At 55.4% G+C, this 24,601-nt stretch carries 24 protein-coding genes and 1 tRNA gene; 5 read left to right on the forward strand and 20 right to left on the reverse strand.

From position 1 onward, the window contains the following. The first annotated feature begins 74 nt into the window (after window positions 1-74). Window positions 75-1,175: a coiled-coil domain-containing protein gene (locus NQZ67_RS07445; protein ID WP_257444252.1), complete on the forward strand. Its 1,101-nt coding sequence runs from the start codon at window positions 75-77 to the stop codon at window positions 1,173-1,175. 61 nt (window positions 1,176-1,236) lie between these two features. Here the strand turns inward: NQZ67_RS07445 and NQZ67_RS07450 are convergent, their stop codons facing one another. Continuing rightward, window positions 1,237-2,559 carry an ABC transporter substrate-binding protein gene (locus tag NQZ67_RS07450; RefSeq protein ID WP_257444254.1) on the reverse strand — a complete coding sequence of 441 codons (1,323 nt, stop codon included), beginning with the start codon at window positions 2,557-2,559 and terminating at the stop codon, window positions 1,237-1,239. 163 nt (window positions 2,560-2,722) lie between these two features. Continuing rightward, window positions 2,723-4,054, reverse strand: a complete 1,332-nt coding sequence (locus NQZ67_RS07455) for a PhoH family protein (RefSeq protein ID WP_257444256.1) — start codon at window positions 4,052-4,054, stop codon at window positions 2,723-2,725. 114 nt (window positions 4,055-4,168) lie between these two features. On the opposite strand from NQZ67_RS07455, the gene NQZ67_RS07460 reads away from it, so the two are divergent. Then, window positions 4,169-4,750, forward strand: coding sequence for a YhcN/YlaJ family sporulation lipoprotein (locus NQZ67_RS07460; RefSeq protein WP_257444258.1), 582 nt, complete (start codon window positions 4,169-4,171; stop codon window positions 4,748-4,750). 276 nt (window positions 4,751-5,026) lie between these two features. Here the strand turns inward: NQZ67_RS07460 and NQZ67_RS07465 are convergent, their stop codons facing one another. From NQZ67_RS07465 to NQZ67_RS07540, 16 genes are all read right to left on the reverse strand, one after another. Further along, window positions 5,027-6,085 carry an LCP family protein gene (locus tag NQZ67_RS07465; RefSeq protein WP_257444260.1) on the reverse strand — a complete coding sequence of 353 codons (1,059 nt, stop codon included), beginning with the start codon at window positions 6,083-6,085 and terminating at the stop codon, window positions 5,027-5,029. Between the two features lie 17 nt (window positions 6,086-6,102). Then, entirely contained in the window at window positions 6,103-6,375 is a 273-nt protein-coding gene (locus tag NQZ67_RS07470) for a hypothetical protein (RefSeq protein ID WP_257444262.1), read from the reverse strand. Then, window positions 6,372-6,692, reverse strand: coding sequence for a YlaH-like family protein (locus tag NQZ67_RS07475; protein ID WP_257444264.1), 321 nt, complete (start codon window positions 6,690-6,692; stop codon window positions 6,372-6,374). The genes NQZ67_RS07470 and NQZ67_RS07475 overlap by 4 nt, the downstream gene beginning before the upstream one ends. Window positions 6,693-6,743: 51 nt before the next feature. After that, window positions 6,744-8,585: a translational GTPase TypA gene (gene typA, locus NQZ67_RS07480; protein WP_257444266.1), complete on the reverse strand. Its 1,842-nt coding sequence runs from the start codon at window positions 8,583-8,585 to the stop codon at window positions 6,744-6,746. 75 nt (window positions 8,586-8,660) lie between these two features. Beyond that, window positions 8,661-9,143, reverse strand: coding sequence for a hypothetical protein (locus tag NQZ67_RS07485; protein WP_257444268.1), 483 nt, complete (start codon window positions 9,141-9,143; stop codon window positions 8,661-8,663). Window positions 9,144-9,300: 157 nt separating this feature from the next. Then, window positions 9,301-9,963 (reverse strand): TerC family protein, encoded by a 663-nt coding sequence (locus NQZ67_RS07490; protein ID WP_257444269.1) that lies wholly within the window; start codon window positions 9,961-9,963, stop codon window positions 9,301-9,303. A 117-nt stretch (window positions 9,964-10,080) separates the two neighbouring features. Further along, on the reverse strand, window positions 10,081-11,301 hold the full coding sequence (thiI, locus tag NQZ67_RS07495) for a tRNA uracil 4-sulfurtransferase ThiI (protein WP_257444271.1): 1,221 nt from the start codon (window positions 11,299-11,301) through the stop codon (window positions 10,081-10,083). Further along, entirely contained in the window at window positions 11,298-12,449 is a 1,152-nt protein-coding gene (locus NQZ67_RS07500) for a cysteine desulfurase family protein (protein WP_257444273.1), read from the reverse strand. Before NQZ67_RS07500 ends, thiI begins: the two co-directional genes overlap by 4 nt. 88 nt (window positions 12,450-12,537) lie before the next feature. Next, complete coding sequence (locus tag NQZ67_RS30310; RefSeq protein ID WP_306812750.1) at window positions 12,538-13,239, reverse strand: lytic transglycosylase domain-containing protein; 702 nt, start codon at window positions 13,237-13,239, stop codon at window positions 12,538-12,540. A 179-nt stretch (window positions 13,240-13,418) separates the two neighbouring features. Then, window positions 13,419-15,005 (reverse strand): DUF2339 domain-containing protein, encoded by a 1,587-nt coding sequence (locus NQZ67_RS07510; RefSeq protein WP_257444275.1) that lies wholly within the window; start codon window positions 15,003-15,005, stop codon window positions 13,419-13,421. Next, window positions 15,002-15,697 (reverse strand): YwaF family protein, encoded by a 696-nt coding sequence (locus NQZ67_RS07515; RefSeq protein ID WP_257444276.1) that lies wholly within the window; start codon window positions 15,695-15,697, stop codon window positions 15,002-15,004. Before NQZ67_RS07515 ends, NQZ67_RS07510 begins: the two co-directional genes overlap by 4 nt. A gap of 99 nt (window positions 15,698-15,796) precedes the next feature. Then, window positions 15,797-16,465, reverse strand: coding sequence for a LuxR C-terminal-related transcriptional regulator (locus NQZ67_RS07520; RefSeq protein WP_257444277.1), 669 nt, complete (start codon window positions 16,463-16,465; stop codon window positions 15,797-15,799). A gap of 44 nt (window positions 16,466-16,509) precedes the next feature. Then, window positions 16,510-17,889 carry a sensor histidine kinase gene (locus tag NQZ67_RS07525; protein ID WP_257444279.1) on the reverse strand — a complete coding sequence of 460 codons (1,380 nt, stop codon included), beginning with the start codon at window positions 17,887-17,889 and terminating at the stop codon, window positions 16,510-16,512. A 24-nt stretch (window positions 17,890-17,913) separates the two neighbouring features. After that, complete coding sequence (locus tag NQZ67_RS07530) at window positions 17,914-18,645, reverse strand: DUF6081 family protein (protein ID WP_257444281.1); 732 nt, start codon at window positions 18,643-18,645, stop codon at window positions 17,914-17,916. 31 nt (window positions 18,646-18,676) lie between these two features. Then, a complete protein-coding gene (locus NQZ67_RS07535; protein WP_257444283.1) occupies window positions 18,677-19,591 on the reverse strand; it encodes a prenyltransferase in 915 nt (304 codons plus the stop codon). Between the two features lie 55 nt (window positions 19,592-19,646). Beyond that, the gene (locus tag NQZ67_RS07540; RefSeq protein WP_257444284.1) at window positions 19,647-20,387 is read right to left on the reverse strand and encodes a DUF1836 domain-containing protein; all 741 of its coding nucleotides are present in this window, start codon (window positions 20,385-20,387) and stop codon (window positions 19,647-19,649) included. A 242-nt stretch (window positions 20,388-20,629) separates the two neighbouring features. Here NQZ67_RS07540 and NQZ67_RS07545 point away from each other — a divergent pair, with 242 nt between their 5' ends. Further along, on the forward strand, window positions 20,630-21,952 hold the full coding sequence (locus tag NQZ67_RS07545; RefSeq protein WP_257444286.1) for a hemolysin family protein: 1,323 nt from the start codon (window positions 20,630-20,632) through the stop codon (window positions 21,950-21,952). Window positions 21,953-22,027: 75 nt separating this feature from the next. Here the strand turns inward: NQZ67_RS07545 and NQZ67_RS07550 are convergent, their stop codons facing one another. After that, complete coding sequence (locus NQZ67_RS07550; protein ID WP_257444288.1) at window positions 22,028-22,534, reverse strand: pyridoxamine 5'-phosphate oxidase family protein; 507 nt, start codon at window positions 22,532-22,534, stop codon at window positions 22,028-22,030. Window positions 22,535-22,645: 111 nt separating this feature from the next. Here NQZ67_RS07550 and pdxR point away from each other — a divergent pair, with 111 nt between their 5' ends. Further along, on the forward strand, window positions 22,646-24,073 hold the full coding sequence (gene pdxR, locus NQZ67_RS07555; RefSeq protein ID WP_257444289.1) for a MocR-like pyridoxine biosynthesis transcription factor PdxR: 1,428 nt from the start codon (window positions 22,646-22,648) through the stop codon (window positions 24,071-24,073). 92 nt (window positions 24,074-24,165) lie between these two features. Then, window positions 24,166-24,241 (forward strand) — tRNA-Thr (locus tag NQZ67_RS07560). Between the two features lie 145 nt (window positions 24,242-24,386). Here NQZ67_RS07560 and NQZ67_RS07565 read toward each other — a convergent pair. Continuing rightward, the gene (locus NQZ67_RS07565) at window positions 24,387-24,509 is read right to left on the reverse strand and encodes a hypothetical protein (protein ID WP_257444290.1); all 123 of its coding nucleotides are present in this window, start codon (window positions 24,507-24,509) and stop codon (window positions 24,387-24,389) included. Between the last annotated feature and the right edge of the window lie 92 nt (window positions 24,510-24,601).

A 24,601-nucleotide genomic window follows, 5' to 3' on the forward strand; every position in this document is an offset into this window, starting at 1 on the left:
TCCTCCTTTTCCAAATGTAAGATATAATAGAATGGGCTTCCGCATACACTAGTTGCTGAGGAGGGAGGATGCCATTGATTGATAGCCTTACCCGCATTCGGACAGCGGCCGCTATTCTATTCGCGTTTCTTATCGCGCTGCTGCTGCTGCGACTGCCCGTTCTTGCCGAAGAAAGTCCTCCAGCCCCTGACGATGTTCATTCTTTGCTTGAGAAGAGCCTGTCCGTGGTTGAGATCGATAAAGAAATTTCAAGAATCGCGATTGAGAAGGAAGCTTTGCTCGAGACGATGTCCGTGAAGGAGCAAGATCTTGCCAGCCAGGAGCTGGCCATAGACGGCAAGCGCGAGCAAGCCGGCGACGTCCTTCGATCCTATTACATGGGCGAACGGGATATGCTTTATCTCTCGCTGCTGTCGGCGGATTCATGGTCGAAGCTGTTCACCATTTGGGACTATATCGATATTATACTTACGCAAGACAAGCATACCTTGAACGCTTACATCGGACAATATCGCAAACTGCAGGACGAATATACGGCTCTCGAGGACAAACAAGCCGAGCTGCTCGCTCTGGAAGAGAAGCTGAAAATTCAGCGCGACCGCGTCATCGCTCTCGAATCGCAGCTCGAGGGTGAGCTGGCCGGACGTAGCGACGCCGACCGAATTAGGCTCTTGATGGAGGAGCTGACCAGCTTCTGGGAGAAGAAAGGGCTGACGGAGGTCCGTTCGTATTTCCAAGCCTTATCGAAAGCGATGGGCGAGCTGCCCGGATGGATTCAGAATAACAAGGACATGATGGAAACAAAAGGCTTCCAGTATACGATTCGCGTGCCGGAAGACAAGCTGAACGAATTTTTGCGTGAACAGGACGAGCGATTCAACTACTTCTCCTTCAAATTCGAGGATGGCAAAATTACGGCCTATGGCAAGCGGGACGATATTGAAATCAGCGTAAGCGGACACTACAGCCTCATTGAAGAACCGAAAAACGGCATTATGTTCCATGTGGATGAGCTGGTCTTCAACGGATTTACGCTTCCGGATACGACGCGGGCCGCCTTAGAGGAGGAATTCGATCTCGGGTTCTACCCCGGACTGATTACCAGCTTCCTGAAGGCGAATTCCGTAACCGTCAAAGACGGAGAGCTGACCATTAAGCTTAGCGTATCTCTGTGAGCCCGGTAGCGAAAAGGATGGCCCTGGGCCATCCTTTTTCTATTTCGAGCATGAACAATAATCATTTCGAAGCAGGATTCAAAGCCTCGATTGCATCGGCAAAGTCGCGGAACCGTGTCTCGTTCTCCGCCCCGTCCACCCACGCTTCCTGCCACGCCTTCCATCGGAGCGGCCAATCCGGATCCGGATGATAGCTTGCCGGCTCGGCCGATTTCTCGTTTAGCACGCGTAACCACCAGTCGGGAGGCGTCTCGACCGTCTGGGCGAGCAGTCCATCGGGGCTGTCATATAAAGACGCCCGCACGGGCAGCTTGCGCTCCTTCAGCAGCTCCTCCATCCCAACCGCCGCGTTCGTCATCTCCTGGATCCACAGCATGGCATCCTCCTCATGCTCGGTTGCTGCCCCGATGACAAAGCTGCTTCCGCTTAGCCATGGCGTTGGCACGTACTCATGCTCCACGAGCAGATGCTCCTTCGCCGATTCGCTCAGCTTATCGTAATCGCTCCAAGGCAGCAACAACAGCAGGATCCGATTGTCCGCTATGACTGGATCGAGCTTCTGAGCCTGTCCGATTGGCATGGACTCTACTAGGCTCGAGCGAGCTTGCAGCTCTGCCAGCATGGATAGCTGCGCATCCGATAGCGACCGCAGCTGAAGCAAGCTGCCTGCCGCAGCGTCGAAGCGCTCCGTCCACAACAGCAGCTGCAGGAGGCCTCCGGGGGCAAAGCTCGTCAGCGCAACCCGCTTGCCTTGCTCGTCTTCCTGCGCAGCCGCTATTCGATCTGCCAGCTCAAGAAAAGCGGTCCAGTCGCTTGGCGGCTTCGCCATACCGTATTGCTCCAGCAGCGGCTTGTTCCAAGCGAATATATAAGGATCTATTCCCCTCGGAGCCCCCCATAGATATCCGTTCCACTTCATGGGCTCAAGCAACCCCGGCAGCTGGTCGGAGAGCGAATCGCCGGACATCAGGCTGTCGATTGGCTTCAGAAAGCCCTGAACGGCCAGCGGGATGACCCATCCGTTATTCACGAGCATGACATCGGGCACCGATCCTTGCGTGCTCCGTTCCACCACGGACTCGTAACGATTGCTCGACGGGGATTCGTTCGTCAGCTCGACGCGGATATGCGGATACCGGATCATGAACGCTTCCGTGCGTGCTTGCAGCACGCCGAAATCACGGGCAGGGACCGCTAATGAAATATGAAGCTCCGATTGCTCTGGCAGCCAACGCATGCCGCTGGCCGGTATAACCGGACTCTCGCCATCCGATAGGCGGGTACGATTCCAATCCCAGTCAAGGGACTCCGAGATATAAACGAGCAGCAGCCCGGTAAGCAGTAACGCGCTTATGAAGAGAGGCACATATTTTCGGGGGGACACAGCCTTCTCCTTTCCCGCTCCTAATGCTTGATATGGTATAGAATAACAGGTAAGCCTTCCTATGTATACGCTTAAATTTACAATTTGGCGGAGATCGTTTGTTTGCCATAAAAAGAAGACAAGGGCCACTTCTCACGGCCCTTGTCTTGCTTTTCCAAACCGCTTACAGCAGGTCGGCGGCATGCTGCGCCAGCTTCGACCGTTCGCCTTTCTCGAGCGTCATATGTCCACTAATGCCTTCTCGCTTGAATTTCTCGACGATATGCGTCAGCCCGTTGCTTATCGAATCGAGGTAAGGATGATCGATCTGGCCGGGATCGCCCATCAGAACGATTTTGCTGCCTTCCCCAACCCGCGAAACGATCGTTTTCACTTCATGCTTGGTCAGATTTTGCGCTTCGTCGATGATGATGAATTGCCCCGGGATCGAACGCCCCCTAATATAAGTAAGCGCCTCGACTTGTATGCTGCCCATGCCCATTAGGATTTTATCGATGTCGCCCGACTTCTTCGTATCGAACAAATATTCCAGATTATCGTAAATCGGCTGCATCCACGGGCGGAGCTTCTCTTCCTTCTCGCCCGGCAAATAACCGATATCCTTGCCCATAGGCACCACGGGCCTCGCGATAAGAAGCTTCTTATATTTATGCTCATCCTCCACCTTGAGGAGGCCAGCGGCAAGCGCTAGCAGCGTTTTGCCCGTGCCCGCCTTCCCCGATAAAGTGACAAGCGGAATATCGTCGTTAAGCAGCAGCTCCAGCGCCATGCGCTGCTGTGCGTTCCGCGCGGTTATCCCCCATACGGGATCGTTGCTTAGGTATAGCGGCTCGAGCCTGGCGCCATCCGTGCTAACTTTGAGAAGCGCGGATTTCGAAGTGCCCATCTCATCCCGCAGTATGACAAATTCGTTCGGGTTCAGCCTCTCGCGCAATTGCAGGCTGTTGACGCTTAGGAAACGGTACGTATAAAACTCGTCGATCACGGCCGGATGAACATGCAGCGTCAGATTGCCGTTATAGAACTCCGAATTATCGATTACGCGGTCGGACAAGAAATCCTGCGCAGATAATCCGAGCACGTCCGCTTTGATCCGGACAAGGACGTCCTTGCTCACCAGCACGACCTGCCGGCGATCATCCAGCTTCTCTTGCTCCATATGATAATTAAGCGCGACCGCTAATATCCGGTTGTCGTTGGACATCTCCCCGAACATCTCCTGCACGCGAATAAAGCTTCTATGATTGAGCTCGACCTTCAGTATTCCGCCCCCCGGCAGCATGATTCCTTCATGAAGATGGCCCTGCTCTCTCATCGTATCGAGCAATCGGGAGACGTGACGGGCGTTTCGCCCCAGCTCATCCGCGAGCCTCTTCTTGGAGTCGATTTCTTCCAGCACGATCGCGGGGATGATGACTTCATTATCATCGAAGGCGAAGAGCGATTGCGGATCATGCAGCAAAACGTTGGTATCGAGCACGAATATTTTTTTCATGAGAACCCTCCCGGCGTCGGATATACATTTGCATACATAGCCTCAGTTGGCAGCGGACACACTATTGCATAAGCGAAAAAATGCGCGACACTTAACTTCAAAGAGGTGGCATACATGTACAAATGGTTATCTGCGGCAATCGTTATCGCGATCGTAGCATCGGGCTGCAGCGCCGGCGCACGTAATGATTCATCACCCTCTCCTCAGAATAATGGCCGCGTAACGGCCCAGCAGAACGAAGGCGGCAAGAAGCAGATCCTTGATCGTACAGAGGTGGAGACGCATCTGGAGGAGCTCGCCAAAGGCATTCAAGGCGTAGAGAACGCGCACTGCGTCGTCATCGGGAACACGGCGGTCGTCGGCATCAACGTTGACGGCAATCTGGAACGCTCCCGGGTAGGTACAATCAAATATTCGGTAGCAGAAGCCTTCCGGAAGGACCCCTACGGCGTCGACGCCTTCGTGACCGCGGATATCGATATCGCGAATCGACTGCAGGAAATCGGCGAGGACTTGCGTAAAGGACGTCCCATTGCCGGCTTCGCCGAAGAGCTCGCCGACATTATGGGGCGGCTCGTGCCGCAAATGCCGCGGGATATCGTTCCGCCCGCCATCGATGACGAAGATGTTAATCAGCTTGGCAGCCATGAAGACGCAAAAGAGAGAAAACCGGATGCGCAGGCGAATATTCGTTAAGTTATGGTAAAGCTGTCCAAAAGACGCAAAAAGCCTAGTGATCTTATCACTAGGCTTTCATTCCGTGCGCAGGCCAAATACTTGCACACTTGTCCGATTGTATTCTCATTGCCATTCCATCATCTTCGTAACGCAGCATCGCATGGGGCCAAGCATCAGGACGCGGGTGTACCGCAGCATATCGTTTCGCCATCCGCATGACCTCCTTCTGAATCCTCATCCAAAAGCGAGCTTCTTAGCTCCAATTATAACTATTATATTGGCGACAGTCTACGGTCATTCAGCCATTTTTGCTTGGAGGGCGGCTTGCGCCTGCGCAAGGCTTTCTTCGTTCACGTATACGTTCGGACTTCTCCATACGCCCTCCAGCGACAGAAACTCGATATCGCTGCTGCGGAGGCTCATATACTTGCCAATCATCCGTTTGATTTCCGAGTTCGGCATGTCCACCGAAATGTTGTTGCCGACGGAATCAATAACGTTGCCGATTTTGGCGATCCCTCCGAGACTCATCAGCTCATCGACGATGGCCCCGAGCACCTCGCTCTGCCTTCGGTTCCGATCGAAGTCGCTGGACATGTTCGTGCCGTCGTTCGACTTGCGGTATCGGACAAAGTCGAGCGCGTCTTCCCCGGACAACGTCTGCTCGCCCGGCTGCAGATCGATATCCGTGCCGTCGGCTGAGTCTTTGTACTTCATGCGCATATCGACGTTCACCTTCACGCCGCCAAGCTCATTCACAACCTCGGTAAAGCCGTTAAAATTAATGATGCCCGCATACTGGATATCGATGTCGAACAGCTTTCCCATCACTTCTTTGATGGCTTTTTTGCCCGCCAGATCGGATTGCTGCTTATCATGCCCGTTCTCTCTGCCCGCGACCGTATAGAAGTCCGCGTAGAACCGGTTGGCCTTGCGGCCGCGATAGCCGTCCACCTCAACGTAGGTATCCCTCGGAATCGATACGACGGTCGCCTTCTTCGTATTCGGGTTAAAGGCGGCAACCATCATGACGTCGGTATTGAGCGAACCTCCGCGCTCCCTCGTATCAAGCCCCATCAACACGAATGCGACGGGCTTCTCCTTGACGGATTCCTGTACGGGGACTTCCGTCGCCTGGGTCTCGTCGAGACCTATCGTCTCGATCGCGTCGTTCGCTTTGAAGCCGACGTAAGCGACGAGCGCCGCAGCGCATAAGAGCAGCCCGAAGAACAGAACGAAGAAGGCGGTCAGCAGCGGCCGCTTCTTCTTCTTTTTGGGGGTCTTATTCTTTGGGGGTGCGGATGACTTGCGCGATTCTGACCGAGGAGGCAATGATGTCCGTCCTTGACTCATGTCTTCCACCTTCAAGCTCAGTTGTATTTGGGATTATCTATAATGTCCTGCAGCAGCTGTTCCCCGTCCTCACGGGGGAACATCTGCAGCTTCTGGCGGGAGTCCTTCACGTAACGGACATGGATCATCGTCTCATCGGTCCTAGCGATGTCGAAGGACGTAAGCCCGTGATCTTCCCTCAGGATTTGCTCGAAGAACGCTAACGTGTCTCGCGCGGCTCCGTCATCCGGTCTTGCGTCGGCGACGATTCGGATCTGCAGCCAGTTGAACAGCGCGTCCTCGAATCTCATTGGCCGTTCTCCGCGTTGCGGGGCTCCGTGCCCGCATGCCCGGAACGCCCCTTCTTCCACTTATCGTAAATTTGCCGTCCGCGCAGCATCAACATCATGATCACCGCAACCGCCATACATTGAATGATCGGCAGCTTATCGACCTGCATGATCATCAGGATGAACGACCCCAGCGCCATCATCAGATAGACGAGCACTTCCTTCAGGATAGGCAGGCGTTTCGCCTGCGGCCGGAAGACGGCGTTAAAAATGTAAATCGTAAACGCCAAAATAATAATATACGTGACGAGCTTATGCTCGCTGAACCATGCTTGCATCCTTCTTACCTCCTAAACGCAGATCCGAAACCTGCGGCGCAGGCGCTGTAACTAGACGCCAGCCTGCGACATTTTGCGGTGCTTCTCCGCGCGCTCGCGCTCGCTCTTCACCAAGATTTTCTTGCGCAGACGGATGGACTTCGGCGTAATTTCGCAATATTCGTCGTCGTTCAAATATTCGAGCGCTTGCTCCAGAGAGAAGATAACCGGCGTTTTCAGCTTCACCGTGTCATCCTTGCCCGCCGAACGGACGTTGGAGAGCTGCTTCTCTTTACAGATGTTGACGATGATATCGTTATCGCGGTTATGCTCGCCTACGATCATGCCTTCGTAAATTTCCGTTCCCGGCTCGAGGAACATCAAGCCGCGGTCCTCTACGCCCAACATGCCATAGAATGTGGATGTGCCGTTCTCGCTCGCGACAAGCACGCCTTGATGACGGCCGCCGACTCCGGAGCCGGCAAGCGGTCCGTAGCTGTCGAACGCGTGGTTCATAATGCCGTAGCCGCGCGTAAGCGTAAGGAACGACGTACGATAACCGATCAAGCCGCGGGCAGGAATAATAAACTCCAAACGAACTTGGCCCGTGCCGTTGTTGATCATGTTCACCATTTCGGCTTTGCGGGTGCCCAGGCTCTCCATAACAGCGCCCATGCTTTCTTCCGGAACGTCGATCAGTAGGCGCTCGTACGGCTCTTGCTTAACGCCGTCGATTTCTTTCACGATAACCTCAGGCTTGGAAACCTGCAGCTCGTAGCCTTCGCGGCGCATGTTCTCGATCAGAATGCCGAGGTGGAGCTCGCCGCGCCCCGATACGATGAACGCGTCCGGGCTTTCCGTCTCTTCGACGCGCAGCGCGACGTCCGTCTCCAGCTCCTTGAACAGACGCTCGCGAAGCTTGCGGGATGTGACCCACTTGCCCTCGCGGCCCGCGAACGGGCTGTTGTTGACGAGGAACGTCATCTGCAGCGTAGGCTCGTCAATCTTCAGTACGGGCAGCGCCTCCGGATTTTGCGGATCCGCGATCGTCTCGCCGATGTTGATCTCCCGGATGCCGGCAATCGCGACGATGTCGCCCGCGCCTGCTTCCGGAATTTCAACGCGCTTAAGGCCCTGGAATCCGAACAGCTTCTCGATCCGCGCTTGCTTCGTCTTGCCGTCGCGGTCGATAACCGCCACCGCTTGACCTTGATTGATCGTGCCGCGGTTCACGCGACCGATGGCGATGCGGCCCAAATATTCGTTGTAATCGAGCAGCGTAACGAGGAACTGGAGCGGCTCTTCCACGTTCTCCGTTGGGGACGGAATATGGCTGACAATCGTGTCGTACAGCGCCATCATGTTCTCGTCCTGCTTCTCCGGGTCCAGGCTGGACGTTCCCATCAGCGCGGAGGCATATACGACCGGGAATTCAAGCTGCTCGTCGTTCGCTCCAAGCTCGATGAACAGGTCTAGCACTTCGTCGATAACCTCGACCGGTCTGGCGTTCGGACGGTCGATCTTGTTCACGACGACGATAGGCGTCAGCTGATGCTCCAGCGCTTTGCGAAGCACGAACTTCGTCTGCGGCATGCAGCCTTCGAACGCGTCGACGACGAGAAGCACGCCGTCAACCATCTTCATGATCCGCTCCACTTCGCCGCCGAAGTCGGCGTGGCCCGGGGTGTCGACGATATTAATCAGATAGTTTTTGTACGTAATCGCGGTGTTCTTGGCAAGAATCGTAATGCCGCGCTCGCGCTCGAGGTCGTTGGAGTCCATGGCGCGCTCTTGCACGGCTTCATGCTCCCTGAACGTGCCGGATTGCTGAAGAAGTTTGTCGACCAGAGTCGTTTTGCCGTGGTCAACGTGGGCGATAATCGCGATGTTGCGTAAGTTTTCTCTTGCTTGCATAAAAATTAATCCACTCCAATTTTTGATTTTAGAGGCAGGTTCAATAGCTTGAACTTGCGCTCTTTTCTCTTTCTCCTACCAACGCCTGCGAGAACCGAACATCAGCCATCCGCCCGCGGCGATAAACAAGGCGGCGATCAGATAGATGCCCCAGCTCCAGAGCAGGACGAGCACCAGGAACAGCACGGAGGCGATCCCCAGCGCGATCGACGCCGTGAATACGACACGCGGCACGTTCGAGCCGAACATGTAGTACTCGTAGAGACCCGCGGCGGCGCCGAGAATAAATACCGGCCACAGATACCTTAAGCTTTCCCAACCGAATATGTTGCAGATGACGAACAGCAATGCGTAAACCACGAGCATCCCGCCCGGCACCAGCATCACGGCCGGAACTACTCTGCCGAAATAGAGCACGTGCAGCAGCACTCCCGGAATCAACACGAGCAACGGCCAAAAAATAGCCCCCAAGAAGCTGAATACCCCTAATTTGCCCAAAAAAATAAGGACCCCGGCTAGCAGCAAAATAATTCCAGCGGAATATTTGTTTGCAGGCATATCCATTCCGCTCCTTACAACATCGTTCGCATAGACAAACGAAAGACGCCAGTTTTTTATCCTTCTTAGTTTAAAGGAACTGGCGCAAAAAAACCAGTAACCTGTCGAGAGTTTCGCAAAAAAAAGAAGCCGCGCCTCCCGGCGCGGCCCGAATCGGTTAATCCGCCCTTTTGCGAAGCACGGCGAGAATGATGACCAGCGGGATGCACAGCATCGGAATAAGCTCCGATAACGTATGGTTGCCGTGGAACACGGCGGCGTTCAGTCCCGGGTCCTTCATCAGCATCTCGCCGGCGGCATACGCGAGCAGCGCCGCTCCGATATAGGAAAGCGCGGGAAATTTCGACAGCAGCTTGCCGAGCGCCTGGCTTCCCCACACGATCATAGGGATGCTCAGCGCGATGCCGAGCAGGATAAGGACGATATCTCCTTCGGCGACGGCGGCGATGGCCAGCACGTTGTCGAGACTCATAATAAAGTCGGCCGTCACGATCGTCCAGACGGCTCCCGCGAGCGTAACCGTTTTTTTGCTCTTTACATGCGCATCCGCGTCGCCGCCCGAGTCGATAAGCAGCTTAACGGCGATCATAAGCAGAAGAATCGCACCGGCCGCTTGCAAATACGGCACTTGCAGCAGCTGCAGGGCTACGACGGTAAGCGCGCAGCGAAGACCGACGGCCGCGAAGGTTCCCCACCAAATAGCGGCCTTCCGCTGCTTCGCGGGAAGCTGCCGGCTCGCCATCGCGATGACGATCGCGTTGTCTCCGCTTAACAGTACGTTAATTAAAGCAATTTCGAGAAAAATAATGGCGCTGTCCACAGAAATCTCCCCCTCATAACAGACGTATGTACAAGCTTGGGGGAATATGTCCGAAAAAAAGCGAAAATCAGCGATGCCCGTAAGGGACCGCTGCTTTCTCTGCGCGCAGGCTTCGATTTAGAACCAGCTGTCTTCTCCCGCGTTTTCCTCCGGCTCGGGCTGGTTCGGCCTCAATATCATCCGTTCGGTGTCTCGGACGGCCGTTTCGATCATGTCGTTCAGATTCGCGATGCCGGCTTCCACCCGCTCCACGATATGCATATTCGGGTTCGTGCTCGGGGACTTCGGCAGGAACAGCGTACAGCAGTCCTCGTACGGAAGAATGGACGTGTCGTACGTTCCGATCTTCTTGGCGAGGCTGATGATTTCCTCCTTGTCCATCATGAGCAGAGGCTTCAGAAGCGGCAGATCCGTCGCGCGGCCGATGACGTTCATGCTCGGCAGCGTCTGGCTCGCCACTTGGCCAAGGCTTTCGCCCGTCACGATGCCGAGAGCGCCGTTCCGGACCGCGAGCTGCTCCGTAATTCGGAGCATCGCCCTTCTCATCATCGTAATGATCAAATTATCCTGTCCCTGCTGGGCAAGCGTCGTCTGGATATCGGTGAACGGAACGAGATGAAGCTTCAGAGGCGCTCCGTGGTAATAGGCCAGCCGCTTGGCGAGGGCAACCACTTTGTCCTTGGCCTGCTCGCTCGTGAACGGGTAGCTGTGGAAATGCACCGCTTCGATTTCCAGGCCCTTGCGCATCGCCATCCACCCCGCGACCGGGCTGTCGATCCCGCCCGAGAGCAGCAGCATCGCTTTGCCGTTGGAGCCGTAAGGGAAGCCGCCACCAGCGGGAATCACCTCGCAGAACAAATAGGTGGCTTCCTCCTGAATATCGACCCTGAGCTCAACCTCCGGATTGCGCACGTCGACGCTTAAATCAGGGAATGCCCGGAGGATATGCGCCCCCACCAGGTGATTCATCTCCTGCGATTGGTGCGGATAGCCTTTCCAGCCGCGCTTCACGCTTACCTTGAACGTTTTCGGCGGCTGCTTCAGGGAAGTCATGAGCGTCATGGCCGCGGCCCTGATCGCTTCCAGCTCCGTCTCGGAGCTTATAACCGGGCTCAGGGAATGAAGGCCGAACAAATCCTTGATCCGATTCGCGATCGGTTCGTAGGGCAGACCGTTCAGCTTGACGTAGAGCCGTCCGTACGTTTTCCAATAGGTAACGCCTTTGAAGGGCGCGAGCGCGCTTCTTACTTGCTGCTGCATTCTTTTCTCAAATTGGTTGCGGTTCCTTCCCTTCATGATCAGGTCGCCGTAACGCAATACGATTTGGTCGTAAATCAATGTTTCCTGCTCCTCTCCAGCGGCTTCAGCTTCCCTATCACGCTTCTCAGCGCGGAGATCAGCTGATCAATATGTTCGTCCTCGTGCTCGTCCCCGAAGCTGACGCGCACGCCCCCTGACGCGTGGGCCGCGCTTGCTCCAAGAGCAAGCAGCACGCGGCTCGGCTTGTCGTCCTTGGACGAGCAGGCGGATTTCGTTGACGCCATTATACCATGCTGCTCCAGCATGTGGACGATAACCTCGGGCTTCATCCCGGGGTATGAGAAATGCACGATATGCGGAGCAAGCGGCTCCTCCCCGTTCAGCTTAAGCTCCGGACAGCTTCGGACGAATGCCCGCAGCTTGTCCGAGAACCGTCTCATTCGGACGGCTCGCTCCTCCATGCTTTCCATAGCCATGCGCAGCGCTTTGGCCGACGCCACGATCGCCGGCACGTTCTCCGTCCCGGCGCGGAAGCCGCCTTCCTGGCTGCCTCCCGACGCCAGCGGCTGAAGCTGCACGCCGTCGCGGACATATAGCCAGCCCACGCCTTTCGGGCCGCGCAGCTTATGCGCGGAGGCGCTGACGAGATCGATCCCCCAGCCTTCCGGATCAAGCGGGACTTTGCCGATGCTCTGCACGGCGTCGACATGGAACAGAATTTGGGGAAAGCTCTTCAGCAGCTCCCCGATTTCGCGCACGGGCTGCACCGTTCCGATCTCGTTGTTCACGTGCATGACGGTGACGAGTATTGTCTCCTTCGTCAGCGCCTTCTTGACGTCCTCCGGCGATACATGGCCCGATTGCGCTACCGGCAGGAAGGTTACGCGGTACCCGTCCTGCTCCAACTGCTTAAGCGCGTCATGCACGGAGGCATGCTCGATGCCTGATGCTACGATATGATTACCCCGCGAGCGATACATTCTGGCCGCGCCCTTCAGCGCGAGATTGTTTGCTTCCGTGCCCCCGGACGTAAATAGCCATCTCCCGCCGCTCGTTCCCAGCTGGGCCGCGAGAAGCGCTCTGGACCTCTCGATCAGCTTGGCGGCCTCCGAGCCGCCGGCATGGAGAGACGACGGGTTGGCGTAGTGCTTTCTCATGACCTCGGACATCGCCGTTATCACTTCTTCGCGAGGCGGCGTCGACGCGCAATGGTCGAAATACAACATAAACGATCATCCTCTCCTGAAACAAAGAAGAGACCAGCGATTCGGCTCGCGTCCAGAACGCAAGTGTCAATCGTGATCTCGTGTGCGGTTAAGGCTTGGCCTCCTGGACCTTCCCGATGTATCGCTGCGTCTCTCTAGGCAATTCGTGCAGCCTTGCCATCAGCTCCTCGTCCGTCGAGATGCCGAGACGATCAAGTCTGCCGGGACCCGCGTTATAAGCTGCCAGCGCGACGGCTTCGTTGCCGTCGTACTTGCGGAGCAGCATGGACAAATATTTGGTGCCGCCCTCGATATTCTGCGCCGGATCGAACGAATCGACTATGCCGAGACCGCGCGCCGTGCCGTCCATCAGCTGCATAAGGCCTTTGGCTCCCGCATGCGACTGCGCGTTCGGATTGAAGCCGGACTCCGTCGCGATAACCGCGTGGATGAGCGTGGGCTCTACGCCGTATTTCGAAGCCGCGCGCTCGATCAGCTCTCCGAACGAATGATTGCTCGGCTCGTAATCGGAAGACGATTCTTTCACGATCGGGAGCGCGCTTGCGTCAGCGATGCCGTATTGCGCGACCTGCGCCCACAGCTCGTTCGACCAAACCGGCGTTTTCCCTGCCGTCGTACCCGTTGCCGCCGAATGATCGGTCGACATCTGCGCGGACAATATGGTGCTGAATAAAGATGCCAAATCTTCACCGCCTGGAGCAACCGCGGCTTTTTTGTTCAAGCCGATATCTAAACTCGGGGCGAGCTGCGCCTGCAGCAACGCCTTCATGGTGCGTGGATCGATACTCATGGACGATGCCCCCTCTTGTTGTCACGTATAAATAATGCGTACTCGTATGATATCGGATTTTATTGTACATGTTTTTATACCATACCGCCACCCCCATGATCTGCCTGCAAAATGAAGCGGCCTCGGGCATCCTGTCTACTGGATGCCCGAGGCCGCTCATATAAAACGATGTCTGCTAGCTATTGCTTGCTGACAGGCTCGGAGCTTGCCCGGTCGTCCGCCCGCCATTTCCCGTTCATCCAAGTCATGAAGAAGGAGAGGCCGCCGAGCACCAGGAGCACAAGCACTTTGAACAAAGCGGCTTCTCCGCTGAGATCCATGAAGATCGTCTTTATCGCGACGATGGCCAGCACCGCGGATCCGAACCAGCGGAAGGTGTTCTCGCGGTAATAGGCGCCCCAGAACATAAGGATCAGCGCGTAGACGGCCCAGACGATGGATAAAGTAAGTCCCATGTAGACCTTCGGAGCATCCGTCCAGTACTCCGTGAACAGGTTCTGAATTTGTCTTGCCATCAGTCCCCCGACGATCAGGTGGGAGAGCAGCGCGAAAATCCGGGAGAAGATCCGGCCCGCATTTGGCGATAATTCGTCAAATTTGAGATTTCTCGCATAGTAGAAGCCAAGGCCGGCAAGCAGCATCCACGCGACGGCTCCCCAGTTAAGGAATGGAATGTATACGCCGAACCATTCGCCGCGATCCGTCCACCAAGTGACCGCGTACCAGAATACGCCGAGGAAGAACCAGATCGTGACGCCGAGAATGGTCGCGGCGATCCAGCGCTTAACGGCTCCGAGCGCCGTCAGCAGGCAGGCGTAAAGCGCCCACATGATGACGTTGAACAGAACGCCTTCCCCAAGGCTGTTCAAGGCCATAAGCAAGAGCAGCATGCCGCCAAGTCCGAATGCGGCGGAAGAAACCGACATTTTCCCTTTCAGCTTGTAAACGATGGTTCCGGCGAGCAGATAGACAATTGCGATGAACCCGAGCGTATAGCCGTACGGGACGTCGCCGCTCCATACGGTCAGCGCCCAAATACCGAACAAAATGCCGTTCGCGAGATTCAAATATAAATCCAAGCCTTCGAAACTCAGCTTGTTTCTCCAAGACGACGCCAGCAGCGCAGCCGTATAGAACAGGAACGCGGCGAGCGCGTAACGGATCGGCATGCTCCAGATTCCTTCGGTCGACGGGTCGAAATGCACAAAATAAACCGTGTACATCAGCCACGTGCCGCAGAAGCTCACGATCCGGAGCTCCATCCACCCTTTCACTAGGCTTATCGCGATAAAAGCGGCGTTAAGCACGAGCAGATACAAGAACAACGTGAATACTTGGTCCGTCTCCGGGCGCATAAGCAGCGGAGACAAGAGCGCGCCGACGATCGCGATGTTCATCAGCAGGCGCGATTGGAATCTGTAGGCGTAATAGACGATGCCGAACGTGACGGCGGCCATCCCGAGCAGAACAAGCGTCGGCTCCCAGAAGGCGTAGAAAATGCCGGCAAACGAGAACGTGGCGTACAGAATACAGGCGCCGATGCCCATCATGATTTCGCCGGTAATGATCCATGCCGGCTTCTGCGCGACCTTCAGACCAGCGAAGGCGACCCCGATCCCCGCCAGCAAGCCGAAGCCTGTTTTCATCGCGTTCGTCAACCATCCTTGATCGACGGTATACTGAAACAGCGTAATAAACGCGGTAATGACGAACAACGCGCCGAGCAGCGATGTCCAGTGCTTCTTTAACAATTCGTTTAATTTCATCCCCGTAACCTCCCGTTGATTCGATATGCAAGTTTAGCAACGCCCAGCAGCGTCAAGCATAGCGCGGCCGCTACAAGCTCCAGCTGAAGCAGGTACCAGGGCCAAGGCGCCAGCGCGTCGAGCAATGAGGCCGTCTCCGGCTTCCGGGCCAAAAACATGAAGTTGGTCGTGCCGGTCGCGATATTGACGATCGCCGCCGGAATGGCAAGCACATGGAGCCACGCCAGGGCTCCGAACGCGGACCGGAGCGTCGGGCGGTATCGCTCGACGGCAAGCAAATAGACGGCCGTGGCGATAATGCCGATATGCGCGATGAAGAAGTGGAAGTAGCGAAAGTGCGGAAACGGCTGGGTAAGATTGGGCGTAATCATCGCCTGGAGCGCTCCCAGCGTCCCGAGAAAAAATACGATCGTATACAGACGCTTCCATCGAAACGCGAGCGCCGCGGCGGACAGCAGCAGCGTCAGGCTGCATAGTTGGAAAGGCAGCGATCCCGCGCTCCATTCGCCGTCGATGAAATAGGAGAGCTGCAGCGCCGCTTCGCACAGCACGAGCAGAAGCGCCATCCCGATCCGGAATCGGCGATTCGTTCTCTCTTCCCTCAAACCCTTACGGTATAAGACGATTGCCGCGAAAGCGGCCAATGCCGCTGCTAACGCGGCCAAATGCGGCAAGGCAAACATTTCGAACATGAGATACACCCTTCCATCTTGTTCCAAAAGCTTAGTACCTGGCTACAAATCCATCATATAATATTCCCGCAAAAAAAATAGTACCAACAATTCCTGGTACTATTTCTTATCGGAGCCGGGCTGTTCTTGTCCGTCCAGCAATCCCATCTCCTTCGCTTTGGCCGCGGCTTCCTTGGAGCCGTCCATCCCAAGCTTCTTCAGTATATTGTTCACGTGGTTTTTGACCGTGCGCAGCGTAATAAACAGCTTATCCGCGATTTGCGGCTGCGAGTAGCCCTCGTGAATCAAGCCGAGCAGCTGCAGCTCGGAGGGGGTTATGAGATCGCTCATTTTCTTCGCTTCGAACTCCCGCTCCAGCTGCTTAAGCCTCCTGAATTCCTCCCGCAGCTTCTCCGCCGCCTCGGCGCTGATCGGCGATTGTTTGCCGAAGGCCAGCCGAATCGCCGACGGGAGCTTCTCGAAGCTGCTTTTGATTTGATAATCGATGGCCCCCGCTTGGAACGATTGCAGAATAAGCTCCTTCTCCTCCATCGAGGTAAGCATGATGACGCGCGCTCCCGTCGAGAGAGCGGCTTCTTCCGCCAGCCGGATGCCTTCGGGCCGGCCGTCCAGCATAATGTCCATCAGCACGACGTCCGCCGGCTGCTCGGCTCCGGCTATCGCCGCGCGAAGCTCTTCACCGCTCGAAGCCGTCCATATCAGCTTGAAATCGGGCTCCGCGCCCAAATAACTGACCAGCCCCCGCTTCCAATCGGGGTCATCCTCCACCAATCCAATCCGAATCGCGTCTATCGTAATCGCTCCTTATCCGCCTATGGCGTTTCTTCCCCGGCGCGTTTCGCCTGCAGCGTCTTTCTCGGAAAAGCCATATAGAACGTTGTGCCTTCGCCTTTCCTGCTTCTTAGCTGGAGACTGCCCTTATGCTTCCTCATGACGTGATAGGCATAAGGCAAGCCCAGACCGAAATTATGCCCCGTGCGTTTGGTCGAGTAGAACGGCTCGAACGCGTTCATGCGCATCGACCGGTCCATCCCGGGACCCGTGTCGCGGATCTCCAGGATCAACTCCCGTTTCGTTTCGGTCAGGGATACTTGCAGGAGGCCCTGCTTCCCCATCGCCTCGATCGCGTTCATCGCGATGTTCGTAATCGCTTCCGACGTCTGCGCGCGATCGAGCATGAACGTCCAGCCTGGCCGAAGCTCCGTCCGAAGCTCGATGCCCCTGAGAGAGGGCTTAAGCGCGTGGAGCGCTTCCATGGCGACGTCCGCGAGATCCGCTCGTTCGAGCCGCAGTGTCAGATCCTCCGTCCTGCGATGGACGCGGGCGACCATCTCTTCCATATGGCGCGAAGCGGACAGCACCGCCTCGACGTCCGCCAGCAGCTCCTCCTGCTTCGTTTCGGCCGCGTACCTCTTCATCTTCTCCGCGAATAAACGCAGCTTGCCCGCGTCGTTCTTGATCGCGTGATTCAGCATGGCCGTACCGGAGGTAACGGCTCGCAGCGTGGAATCGTAACGCCTCCGGTCGATTAATATTCGAATACCCATAAATCCATATGTAAACATACCGAGAATGAACACAAGCGTGCCGAGACCGACGATCCAAGTGTTGTACACCCACATCCGCAGCATGCCCATGCTCGGAAGCACGTAATTCATGATCATCGCGAACAGGACGGGCGGCAAAACGGCGAAACAAACAACCCAGTGCGTTCTGGCGAACACGGTCGGAGGCACGCGTTTCGTGAGGATGAAGCCGGCGCCCGCCGCGATATACGGCACGGCCCACCATACGACGATGCCGAACGTGATCGGATACAGCTCGTTATACGGTGGCGTAAAGACGAGGCAGTAAACGATCGGCAGCAGCAGCAGCCCGGGAATCGCGAAGGAAAGCCGGCGGTTTAACCGAATACCCCGATAAGACATCGCAAACAATAAGAAAAAATAAGGAATGCCATAGTACGAAAACACGGACGAGAACGCTTGCAGCCGGTATAAGGCAAGCAGCGTGCCGGCATTGGCGCCGGCATCGGCGGCGAAAGGAATCCAATCCGCGTCCAGTATCGCCGCCAGCGCTCCGGCGCCCCCGCTGAAAGCGAGCGCGCCGAGCCTACGGTTGACGGCGGAGCCCGGCTCGGACAGCCATAGAATCGCCGCGATCGTGCATAATGCGATCAACACGAATAACATGCTTGTTCTCCTTCGGAAGAGGGGTTATTCCTTCACTTCGATCGTAATCGGCGACCACTCCGCTATAACGGTCTGCCCATGCGCCGAGACGCTTCCTTCCGGCGTCAAGTCCTTCTCCGTCATAATGCCGAGTGCAACCGTGAATTGATTGAATTTGACCGGCGTGTTGCTTTCCTTCCGCACTAGATTGCCATTAACGTAAAACGCCGTCTCGTCCGTAGCGCGATTGTACGTAATTTTGTACGTGTTGAACTCCCTCGGCGCGAAGCCTTCCTTCTCTTCCTTGAACACGCAGAAGTATTTGGTCCCGCTTGTCTCCGGAACGGTCACGCCCGGGAACGGAAGCACGGCGTAGACGCTTGCGAACTGATCGTTGCCCACGAAGAAGTCTAGCGCGCCTCCCGTCGTGAAGTCCAGCAGATTAAGCGACACGTATCCGTCGTACAAGTCTCCGGGGGCCGTGTTCTGCGTGCGCGCCCTGATCTTAAGCTCGAAGCTGATTTCTCCCTCTTCCGGAACTTCGACCGGCTTCGCGGAATAATACATGTGCTTCGCGTTATCCAGAATTTGTACTTTATCGTGCGAGCGCGAGATCGTTGCCCGCGTGTATAGAATGCCGTTGCGCACGATAACGACGGCCTCGGGCTCCCGGTACTGCCAGAACGAACCGTCCGGCAGCGGGAAGCCGCCCATCTTCCAAACCTCTCCTTCATTTAATATCGTATGGAAATCGCCCAGCGTTGTAATATGACCCATCTGTCATGTCCTCTCTTTCTCTGCCCCGTACTTAATGCAGGGCGCCTTGAATGATTAATACCGCGATCAATACCGCGCCGCAGCGAACCGTAGCCTTCAGAGAAGCCCCCATAAGCGGCAAATAAGCGGCCGAAGGATTATGCGCCTGCAGCCGGCCGTACACCAAATATATCGGAACGGCGGTCGGCAGAGCAAGCAGCGCATAGAGCGGCAATGCGGCGGTCATCACGCAGACGATCAGCGAAGCGTATGCGAGAAGCAGCAGCGCCCGGGAGAAGCGGAGCGCCCGCTTCTCTCCCCATACGACCACAAGCGTCCTCTTGCCGGCCGACCGGTCCGCCTCCCAGTGAAGGAAGTGGTGGTTGAACAGGATCAGCGTCGTCAGCAGGCCGATCGGCAAGGATAACAGCAGCGCCCGGTAATCCAAGCCGCCGGCCTGCACGTAATAAGCGCCGGTAACCGGCAGCACGCCGAAGGCAAGCAGGATCGCGATTTCGCTGTATCCTTTTCCCCTGTACCCGAACCGGATGGGCGGAGCGACGTAGAAATAAGCGATGAACGCCCCCGCCAGTCCGAAGACGATGACGGCCCATCCGCTAAGGATGCTAAGCGCGATTCCGCTGGCGGCGGCGAGCGCGAACAGCAGCCAAGTGACCAAGCGGAATTTCCCGAAGCTCCACGTACCGTTCGTTAAAAACCCGGAGTTGGTCGAGATGGCCCCCTCCGTTCCTTTGGCCGCCCCGTCCGTCCCATTCTTATAATCCCACAAATCGTTGATCATATTGGAGAAAAGATGAGCTGCCCCCGCTCCGAAGAGCGTCAGGAGAAACAAGAGCGGATGAAACGCCCCTTCCCATACGTAGGCGCCGAGCGCGCCAAGGGCCACCGGGATGAGCATGACGGGTATGACCCTGAATCTGGAGGCTTTCATGAATGGCTTGAACATCGATGCGCACAACCTCTCTGCTGTTAGTCCGGACGAGCTGCTGAGGGGCGGCTCGTTACGGTTTGTTCATATATAAGGTAGCTTGGCAATAGCGCCTTGCCATGGATTGAAGCTTAGCCGCTTGCACGGAGACGACGGCGACGAACAGGATGTTACGGACGGCCTTCCTCTGCCTCTCGGGCAGCGCGGGCATCGCGCTCGCCGTTCTCGCCGCGCGCTCCCTCACCTTCTGCTCCAACAGCTCTCCGTTCAAGGAATCCCAGGCGTTAAGAAGATTCAAATCTTCATATAATCCGGAATAAAAAGCGAACAAGTTCAGCGGCGTTATGCCGTTTGCATATTCATCGCATTTTTTCGGTTCGTCCGGCAGGGGGAACAAAATCGCAAAAAGCCCCCGGATTGATTCGAAATCGAGGTTGGCCTTTAAATCGTCTATCATTAACAGCATGGCGGTTTGATTCAGCGAATACTTTTTGCCGGCGCCCGGACATTGGAAATAAGGCTTAAAATCCCGCTTTACCCAGTTCTGCATGGAAGTGACGGACAGCGTCGAGAAATCAAGAAGCTGGCCCAAATCGGAAATCTCGTGCAGGGAGAAGCCCTTGCGCTCTCCGCTTCGCATCAGCTTCTCCACTATAGGAGGAAGAATGCTCTGCGGCAGGAATTCCGGCGATGGCGGCGGGCTCTTGCCGAACCAGGCTCTTCTTAATATATCCGACGGTTTCAAATCGTTCTGACGATCAAGCGCCTGAAGCAGAGATCCCAGCTCCTGCCGCGTGAGCGAATAGGTTTGCATCTTTCCCGCCTCCCATCCTGACGTAATCCGTTCATATGAACTCATCTTACGGCTGCGAATTGCGCTTGTAAAGGGTCGAAAATCGATGAGAATGACGCTCCCGAATCGAATAATTCGCCCTAATTGAACCTGAGCGCCTAATAAGGTCCCTTTTGGCGGTTGTCAGTACTTGTAATCTTTCGCTATAGTAAGGCATAAGTAAATATAAAACTATAACTATAAAAGGGTTGTGAGAATCCAAAATGGGTAGTGACGGTATAGGTCTGAATTTATTCATGATTGCTCTTCTAATTTTTTTGACTGCATTTTTTGTCGCGACGGAGTTTGCCATCGTTAAGCTGCGGGCGAGCCGGATCGAGCAGTTGGTGCAGGAGGGCCGGAAGAACGCGCTCGCCGTTCAGAAGGTGACGAGCAATCTGGATGCCTACTTGTCGGCATGCCAGCTCGGTATTACAATTACCGCCCTCGGGCTTGGTTTTCTGGGGGAACCGACGGTAGAAAAAATTCTTTTACCCGTTTTTGAAGGAATGGAAATGAACGAAACGCTTAGCCATGCTTTGTCCATCGGCATCGCGTTCGTGGTTATTACGTTCATTCACGTCGTCGTAGGCGAGCTCGCGCCGAAATCGTGGGCCATCCAGAAAGCGGAATACATCTCGTTTTTAACGGCAAAGCCAATTATCTTTTTCCATCGGCTCATGTTCCCGTTCATCTGGCTGCTTAACGGCTCCGCCAACGCGCTAGTCCGCATGTTCGGTCTGAAGCCCATGACCGAGCACGAAGAAGCGCATTCCGAAGAAGAAATTCAATTGATTCTGAACGAGAGCTACCAAAGCGGCAAAATCAACAACACGGAGTACGGCTATGTGAGCCGGATCTTCGCTTTCGACGAATTGCTGGCCAAAGAAATTATGGTCCCTCGTACAGACATGATTTGTTTATATACGAACTATTCGCTCAAGGACAACCTGGAGATTATCCGCAAGGAGCAATATACGCGGTTCCCGGTCGCGCTCGAGAGCAAAGACAATATCGTGGGCATGATTAATACGAAGCAGCTGTTCCTTGAATACGACGTCGACAAAGCGTTCGATATGAAGAAGCTGATTCACCCCGTTCTCAGCGTATCGGAAGTAACGCCCGTTAAGATGCTGCTGAAGCGCATGCAGCAGGAACGCGTGCATATCGCGATTCTGGTGGACGAATACGGCGGCACCTCCGGACTTATCACGATCGAAGACATCCTGGAGGAGATCGTCGGCGAGATCCGCGACGAATTCGACGCGGATGAGCGCAAGGAGATTGAACAGCTGGCGGACAACTGCTACCTGCTTGACGGCAAGGTGCTGCTCGACGAGCTGGGCGATCTGACCGGCATGAATTTCGAGGAAGAAGACGTCGATACGATCGGGGGATGGCTCTACAGCAAGCTGGTCGATCCGAAGCCCGGCAAGGAGCATCAGTTCGAGCATCTGAAGTTCATCATCCGCGAAACAAGCAAAAACCGCATCCGCAAGATCGAAATGCAAATCGAGCAGCCGGAGCTCGAAGGCGAAACGGCATAATCCAACTCCATCTTATGCAAAAAGGCAGGCTAAGCGTCAAACGACGTTTATCCTGCCTTTATTTATCGCGGGCTGTTAGCGGCTTTCGTTTTCCTTCGCCGAACGGAACTGAACCTTCAGCTTGAATACCGCCGTACCGCTGCCCATCGACGAACGGTATCGTTCGACATGCGTCTTGGCTAGCGGCGAATCGTAATAGCCCGGCGCGTACTTGTCCAGCATCGCCTGCATCGCTTCCGTCGCTTCGTCCAAATCCTTCACGGGTTCGATCTGTCCGAAAGCCATGACGCTCATATAAGCGGTATCCGTCTTGGCGGGCACAGGATGAGGGATGGTCCCGTACGATTCGCTTATGGTCAGACACGCCTCGTTATTGTGCTCCATCACGCGCATTTTGCGTCCTTCTTCCGCCCCATGAAAATAAAAGGCGTTCCGATCCTTCAGCCATGCGAAGTTGAGCGGCACGACGTAAGGCTTCCCTTCGTCCGACAAGCCCAAAAACCCTGTTTCCGCCTGCTTCAGAAAAGCGTCGATTTTGCTTTCATCCGTACATTCTCGTATTTGCAATCTTACCGTAAACATGCGTCTCTCCCCTTCTCAATGAACCATTGACTGTGTTATTGTCACTATATACCGTTTCTGTCACTGCCGAAAGTGACAGAATTGACAGTAAAGGAGGGGACAGAACATATAATGAATATGATCGCTATAACGCCGTTGTTGGACAAAAACAGCCGATCGCCGCTGTATTTGCAGCTGTACCACTATGTCCGCAAGGAAATCGAGACCGGCTCGTTGTCCGCGGAGCAATCGCTGCCTTCCATCCGCCAGCTGGCGCAGCATCTCGGCATCAGCAAGAACACGGTAGAAGCCGCGTACGGTCAGCTCGTGGCCGAAGGCTATGTCGCGAGCAGAGAGCGCGGCGGCTACCGCGTGCAGCCTCTGGACGAGCTTATCCCTCCCCATCCCGCGGATTCCCATGTGCCAGACGCAAATAACCGGGCCAGGCTTGAGAAGCAGAAGAAACCGGAATTCGACTTCCGGTATGGAGATATCGCCTTCGACCGGTTCCCGCATTCCATCTGGCGATCATGCATGACGGAGGCGCTATCGTCGAATCCCCTGGATGTGCTCGGATACGGCGACCCCTTCGGCCATCTGGGCCTTCGGGAAGAAATCGCGCGTTACGTGTACCAATCGCGCGGCGTGGATTGCGCGGCAGACCAAATTTATATTTGCGCGGGAACGCAGCACGCGATTAGCATGCTCGTTCAGCTGCTTGAGCTTCAAACGTCCGTCATCGCGATGGAAGAGCCCGGCTATGACGGGGTCAAAACCGTATTCCGTCACCTTGGCTGCGCTTTGCAGCCGATCGGAATCGCCCATGACGGCATCGACGTCGAGCAGCTGCAGGATGCCGCGGGCCGGGCGAAAGCCGTGTACGTCACGCCATCCCATCAGTTTCCTTTGGGCATGGTGATGCCGGTACAGAAGCGCCTGCGCCTGCTCCAATGGGCGGCCGAGCATGATCGTTTCATCATCGAAGACGATTATGACAGCGAATTCCGGTACAACAGCGCTCCGATTCCCGCTCTCAAAGCGCTGGATACGCATGACCGGGTCATCTACACGGGAACCTTCTCCAAGTCCTTTCTCCCGGGCGTCAGGCTGAGCTACACCATTCTGCCTTCGAAGCTGCTAGATCAGGTACGGCGCAAGCTCGGCTCATACAGTCAAGCGTCTTCGCCGATCATTCAACAAGCCGTGTGGATCTTCATGAAGCAAGGCCATTTCGCCCGGCATGTCAGACGAATGAGACGCGTATATCAGATCCGCCATAAAACGTTGATCGACGCGATCCGCAACCAATTCGGAGATCGCGCCCGCGTTATCGGAGACAGCTCGGGCATGCACCTGCTGCTGGATGTGCCGGGCATGGGCACGGAACAGCTGATGGAGCTCGCCGAATCCAGCGGCTGCAGGGTATACTCGCCAGCCAAGCATTGGAACGAGCCAAAGAATTGTCCTCCCTCTTATGTCATGATAGGCTTCGGCGGCTTGTCCGAGCAGCAGCTCAAAGACGGCGTAAAAAGATTGAAAAAAGCGTGGTTGAACTTATGACTTTTCTGAAAATTTAAACTTCGCAAAAAGGCTTGCATAATGAATTCATTGTGTGTAATAATAAGTCTTGTGTTCGAGGAACACAGGGACAAGCCGCTGTAGCTCAATTGGTAGAGCAACTGACTTGTAATCAGTAGGTTGGGGGTTCAAGTCCTCTCGGCGGCACCATTTTTCCCTCGGTAAGTTAAACTTACATAATCAGAGCATTTTCGCTTTTGCGAAGATGCTCTTTTTTATATCTAGCCGACAAAAAAACCGGCGGTCCCGAATGCTGTCCGGGAACCGCCGATATTATTTCACGCAAACTCGCGATTTATTCTTCCGAATCTTCCCACTTCTTGGAGTAAGCTTTTTTGGTTACCCATAACGTCATCCAAGTAACAAGAGCGATGATAATGCCGGAAAAGATCCACACCGATGCCGGTACGTTCGCCATCTCTGCCCCTCCTCTCTACTCCCCTTATTGTACCTAAAATAAATCCCGACACGCGTTCAAATCGTTAACAATTTCAGAACTTTTGTTAATAA

The sequence above is a fragment of the Paenibacillus soyae genome (genome assembly GCF_024623455.1).
Taxonomy (GTDB): Bacteria; Bacillota; Bacilli; order Paenibacillales; family Paenibacillaceae; genus Pristimantibacillus; species Pristimantibacillus soyae.